Origin of the sequence: Mesorhizobium sp. M7A.F.Ca.CA.004.04.2.1 (genome assembly GCF_004022825.1) — a bacterium.
Lineage (GTDB): Bacteria > Pseudomonadota > Alphaproteobacteria > Rhizobiales > Rhizobiaceae > Mesorhizobium.
This window is the reverse complement of the sequence record NZ_RZPH01000324.1, coordinates 1-5,678: the sequence shown is the minus strand read 5'-3', so window position 1 is coordinate 5,678 and position 5,678 is coordinate 1. Positions and strand designations below refer to the sequence as shown.

Here is a 5,678-nt window from a genome sequence, read left to right as displayed (position 1 = left end):
TGCACATATGGGGAATTCACAGGTCTCGCCCTTCCCGAAACGCCGGTCTGCCGGCATTTCGGCGGGCAACATCGACCTATTAGGAGGTGAGCATGTTACTCGATCATACGGCTATGTTAATTTAACGTCAATCTGTGTTATTTCGTGCCTGAGCCAGTAGAATTGCACAGCCATCGGCTATCTAATTTTTTTCTAACTAGCTGTTTCTCCATAATAATATCTGACATCGGCAAAATCCCAATCCACCTGTGAGTTGAGCGATTGGGGATGCGGCGCATCCTTAGGCAAACCGACCGGATTGCCTTGGGAAAGAGCATCGGCGACGGAATGATCAGCCCAGCCGCATCAGGTTCCGGTCCTCGAGTTCCAGGGCGGCGGCCTCGACTTCCTCTGCGAGGCGCCCGGCGCTCCAGCCCAGCGCCCGTCCGGCAATCGTCGCAATCTCCTGCAGATCCCGGCCCGTCAGTGACCCTGATATCGCCAGGGTGCTGCGGCGCATGACGATATCGGCCAGATGTTCGACGAACTCGGTGCGGACGATGTAGTCAATTTCCGATCGGCTGTAGCTTTCTGAATCCGGCAGTCGGCCCTCATCATCCGGCTCATGTGTGGCGATCTGCGTGGCTCTGGTGCCATATCGCGACAGCAGCGCCTCGAGACGCCGTTCTCCAGCGCCCGTCTCCGAGTGAGCCAGAGCCAGCCAACTTGCTCGCGCTGCAGCATCAGCCGGGAAATCCCTGCCGCCGCCGATCGGCATGGTCTGCGTCGTCACCTTGCGGCTGCGCTGCAGGCGGCCGAGCACGGTGTCGGCGACTTCCTCGGCGAAGCCGCGAAAGGTCGTCCACTTGCCGCCGATCAGCGAGATGACTGCGAAAGGTCTGTTCCGATCCGGCTCGGCGACGGGCGCCGAGTGGTCACGGCTGATCAAGCCGGGCACCGATGCATCCGAGGCCGGCAGCGGCCGGATGCCGCTATAGGCATAGACGATCTGGTCGCGCTCGAACGCCATCCCCGGCAGCAGCGTCCGTACGCTGTCGAGCAGGTACTCGACTTCGTCAGGTTCGCAGCGCACCGCGTCGGGGTTGTCGGCCTTGATGTCGGTGGAGCCGACCAGCGCCAGGCCGAGATAGTCGTAGACAAGGCAGATGCGGCCGTCATCGGCTTCGAAATACAGCATGCGTCCGGCCAGGCTTTTGACCAGCTCGTCGTGCTTCAACAGGATGTGCGAGCCCTTGGTGCCGCCGATCATCTTCGACGGCGCGCCTAGCGAATCGTTGACATCGTCGATCCATGGACCGGCGGCATTGACCACCAGCTTCGGCCGCACCGAAAAGGCCGCGCCGTTTTCCGGCTGGAAGGTCAGCACGCCATCGGCGGACTTCGCCAGCGCCGTGTAGTTCGCGCTGGCCGAGGCCTCGTTTGCCTGCAGCCCATCGAGGATCAGTTCGAGCACGAGCCTCTCGGGGTGGCTTATCTTGGCGTCGTAATAGGTGCCGGTGGCGACGATCGAGGGGGCGAGCGCCGGCATCTCACTGAGCGCCTGGCGCCGCCCGACCATGCGGTGACGCGGCATGACCTGGTTTCGCGAGCCATAGAAATCATAGATCATCAGGCCGATCTTGATCAGGACGGCGCCACGGCTGCGCGGCGCGCTGGTCGAGCCGAACAGCGTCCGCAGCGCCGCCAGCATGCCCTTGCTCCAGGAGAAGATCGGGATGACCGTTGGCAGCGGGCTGACATAGTGCGGCGCGTTTTTCAAAAGCAAATTGCGTTCGAGCGTCGACTGCGCCACCAGCCTGAACTCGCCGGTTTCGAGATATTTCAGACCGCCATGAATGAGCCGCGATGGCGCAGCACTCGTGCCGGAGCCGAAATCCGCCTTGTCGACGATCAGGCAGCTGACGCCTTGCGCGCACAGATCGCGAAACAGCCCTGCCCCGTTGATGCCGGCGCCAAGAATGACGACGTCGACCTCCCCGGCTCCGGCCATGGCGGCCAGACGCCCGGCTGGATTTTCCGTACGTATTGCTTCGCTCGAGCTCATGGCGCTTTCGTCTTGACGATGCGCAGCTTCACGCCGGCCCGTTCGAGGGCTTGCGCCCGCGCATCGCCCAGGCCTTCGGTCGCCAGCACGACATCGAAGCTGGTCAGATCATCGAAGACATGCAGCGCGATCCTATCGAACTTGGCATGGTCGATCAGAAGGATACGCTTGACCGATGCGGCCATCATCGCCTGCTTGACCCGCACGACATTGGGATCCTGGATGAAGGCGGTGGTTCCGGTGATGGCCGAAGCCGAACAGATCAGCACATTGGCGCGAAGCTGTGCCACCGCGTTCTCGCAGACGATGCCGATATAGGCGTTGTAGGTGTTGTGGTACTGGCCGCCGAGACAGATGAAGTCGAGTTCGTCGACATGGGTCAGCAGTGCAGCCGTCGCCACTGAGTTGGTGATGACGGTCAGCGGCTTGACGTCGAGCAGGAGCGTAGCGACCGCATTTGCCGTTGACGAATCGTCCAGCATCACCACCTGGCCAGCTTCGATATAATCGAGTGCTGTCCGCGCCAGAGCATCCTTTTCGGCACGGTTGACCGTCACCCGGTAGCGGAAGGCGCTTTCGTAGAGACCGGAAGGCTGAACCGTGACCGCACCGTGCAGCTTGCGCAACACGCCCTGCTGCGCCAGCCGGTCGATGTGCCGGTGGATGGTCATACGCGACACGCCGAAATGCTCGACCAGATCGTCGATGCGTACCTGGCCGAGCTTGATCACATAATCGGCGATCTCTTCGCGTCGTTCGTCGGCCTTGATCATGCGCTTCCCCCGGTGTCTGGCCGCGCCAGTTTCTCGATGTCAGGCCAATGCGGTTCGAGCGCACCGGCTATGCGGCCATAGAGGGAAAAGCGCTCGTTGAACACAGCACTCGAGGCCGGCACTGGCTCGTATTGGCGCGCGGTCATGCCGACTTGCCTGGCGCCTTCTTGCGGCGTCGCGAAGATGCCAACCGCCGCACCCGCGCAAAGCGCAGCGCCAAACGCCGCGGCCTCGTCGGTCGAGGTAACGATGACCGGGGCGTTCAACACATCGGCAAACATCTGGACGAAGGCCGGATTGCGCGAGCCGCCGCCGGTCAGGCGGATTTCGCTGATGGCAAAGCCGTCGCGCAAGGCTTCGACATGGGTACGATGATTGAAAGCAATGCCCTCCAGAACCGCCTTGAGCATATCGCCGCGATTGTGCCAGCCATGAAGGCCGACAAAGCTGCCGCTGGCGACATCGCCAAAGGGGGAGCCGAACAGATAGGGATGAAACAGGATGGTCGACCGCTTTTTAAGCGCCTCGTCGATCTCTGTTGCCAAAACCTCGTGGATCGAGCCACCACCGACCGATGCCCTCTCCTGTTCCGAGCGGCAGAACGTGTCGAGAAACCAATCGTAGTTCGCGGTCGAGGCCGGCGAGATCGCCATGTTGTTCCAGCGGCCGGCGTCGATGGCGTTGCGACAGAGCCAACGCGGGTCGACGCGCGGTTGCGAAGAGACCACTTCGTTGATGGAATAGGTCCCGGCGACAATGGCAAGCACACCCTCCTCATGGCCGCCCATGCCAAGTGCGGAGGCAGTTACGTCATGCAGGCCGCTCGCCACTGGTGTCCCCTTGGCAAGGCCGGTCATGTCGGCGGCCTCGGCGGTAACGTGGCCGGCGATCTCGGCCGAATGCGCCATCGGCGGCAGCGCGTCGAAAAGATCGTCCAGTTCGAAGATGCGCATCGCTTCCAGCGCGTAATCCTGCGTGCGGAAATCCGTGAATGAGGTGCTGGCCTCGGTACGGTCGGTGCCGATCGTGCCGGTCAGGCAAAAGCGCAGCCAGTCCTTGCAGGCCAGTATATGCCCGATGCGGCCATAGCGGTCGGGTTGGTTCTTCCTGATCCAGGCCAGCAGCGCCGACGGAGCCGAAACGTGCGGCGCCTGTCCGGTACGCGCCAACGCATTTTGGAAGACCCCATCCGCCGACCATTGTTCGACAATCTCGCCGGCGCGGCTGTCAAGCGACAGGATACCGGGGCCTAGCGGCCGGCGATCCTTGTCGAGCAAATAGAGACCATCGCCGTGTGCGGTCGCCGCCACCGCCTTGATATCGTTGGCGGCCCGGCCGCACAATGCGATCGCTTCGCGGATGGCATCGGCGGTGGCTTGCCATAGCCTTGCCATGTCGCGCTCCACCCAGCGCGCATGGGGCATCGACTGCGGGACGCGCCGGCGCGCCACCGACAACTGCGTGCCATCGGCATCGAAGATCACCGCCTTGGTGACCGTGAGACCGTTATCGATTCCGAGCAAACTGGGCATGGGCGCCGCCGCTTTCAGCAACTGGTGAAGGGCGCTGCAAGGCAAACCTGCAGGTTGGGATAGGGATGACAGGCATGACGACAATCAACGAGCAACGGTGATACAAAAGCGACGCATCCGACGCGGTAAAAAGACCATAGTAGCATGTTAAGTTAACGTCAATACGTGAGATATTTTGCGGATATGTCTGACGTCATCTGCGACGAAAATTGCCATCCCCTCGTACCGCATCCGATGCGGACGAAGTTCCGGCTAGTGCCCAACTGGCCGGATAGGCTTCAACCCCGCGCTGGGAGCCAGAGAGCACGGTACGATTGACGCCGAACGCGCTTCGACTGGCTTTGCGAGTTCCTGCGCAACGACCGGACAACCCGCACCGCTTCGGCGCCTTCAAAGAAAACGCGACGACTCAAGAAGCTCAGCCACCCCGTCCAGTTCCTTGTGCAGGCGATGCCAGCGACGGTCGAGATAAACAAGCGAATGCGCCTCCGGGGGGACCTCGTCCGGCTGTACCTCGCCGTCAAGGAGTTCGGCCGCGACCAGTGTCGCGCCCTCAATCGGCAGAACGCCGAGCCGACGGGCGCGGAACCAGGTCGAAACGCCGGTATAGCGCGGTTCGCCGGTGGGCAGCCGCGCCCAGGCGCCTCCCGGCGGGAAACGTTCCGCGCCGCTGGACGCGCAGAGCTGCGCCAGGTCGATATCAGTGAAGCGCAGCAGGTGGATCACCATGGTCTCGGCCCGCAGCAAGGGCTCGGACGAAGTCGATTTCATCGAGAGCGAGAAGGCGACGACCGGCGGCGCGGCACTTACCGAGATCAGCGAAGACACGGTCATCGCCACCGGCCTGTCGCCGGGATCGGCAGTGATGACCGCGACACCGGCCGGATGGTGGCGAAAGGCTTCGCGGAAGGCGTTGGTCATGGGGTGCGGGATGCTCATCGACATGTCTCTTCTGCAGCATGAAAAAGGGGCCGGACGGCGTCCGCTGTCCGGCCCTTGCAACTACTTCTTCTCGATCAGGTCGTAGAACTGCCAGGTTCGATCGCTCCACACGCCGCCGATGTCGCGGCCGGCCGAGGTGACGATCGACGGCGCGATGGTGAAGTGGTTGGCCGCTACCATCATCTCGCGGAAGGTGCGCTGGATCACACCGGCGCGGAGCGATGCGCCGCCGCCAGCGCGGTAGGCGAAGTTGCAGATATCGACGCCAACCTCGTGAATCTCGGATTTGGCCAGATGGACAAGGCTGATCTGCCGCGTCGACACGCTATTGCCGGCCTCGACCGTCGCCTCGATGTCGCGCCAGACTTCGAAGACGAAGGCGCGGGC

The 5,678-nt window shown here is 62.6% G+C and carries 4 protein-coding genes and 1 pseudogene; all 5 read right to left on the bottom strand.

All coding sequences use genetic code 11. The features are described from left to right. Positions 1-331: 331 nt before the first annotated feature. The gene (locus tag EN893_RS16020; RefSeq protein ID WP_164748772.1) at positions 332-1,990 is read right to left on the bottom strand and encodes a glycerol-3-phosphate dehydrogenase/oxidase; all 1,659 of its coding nucleotides are present in this window, start codon (positions 1,988-1,990) and stop codon (positions 332-334) included. Between the two features lie 50 nt (positions 1,991-2,040). Continuing rightward, positions 2,041-2,817, bottom strand: coding sequence for a DeoR/GlpR family DNA-binding transcription regulator (locus tag EN893_RS16015; protein WP_127269804.1), 777 nt, complete (start codon positions 2,815-2,817; stop codon positions 2,041-2,043). After that, positions 2,814-4,349, bottom strand: a complete 1,536-nt coding sequence (locus EN893_RS16010) for an FGGY-family carbohydrate kinase (RefSeq protein ID WP_127269806.1) — start codon at positions 4,347-4,349, stop codon at positions 2,814-2,816. The genes EN893_RS16015 and EN893_RS16010 overlap by 4 nt, the downstream gene beginning before the upstream one ends. 390 nt (positions 4,350-4,739) lie before the next feature. Then, positions 4,740-5,294: a flavin reductase family protein gene (locus tag EN893_RS16005; protein ID WP_236383135.1), complete on the bottom strand. Its 555-nt coding sequence runs from the start codon at positions 5,292-5,294 to the stop codon at positions 4,740-4,742. A gap of 57 nt (positions 5,295-5,351) precedes the next feature. Continuing rightward, positions 5,352-5,678: pseudogene (locus tag EN893_RS16000) on the bottom strand (acyl-CoA dehydrogenase); the annotation flags it as partial.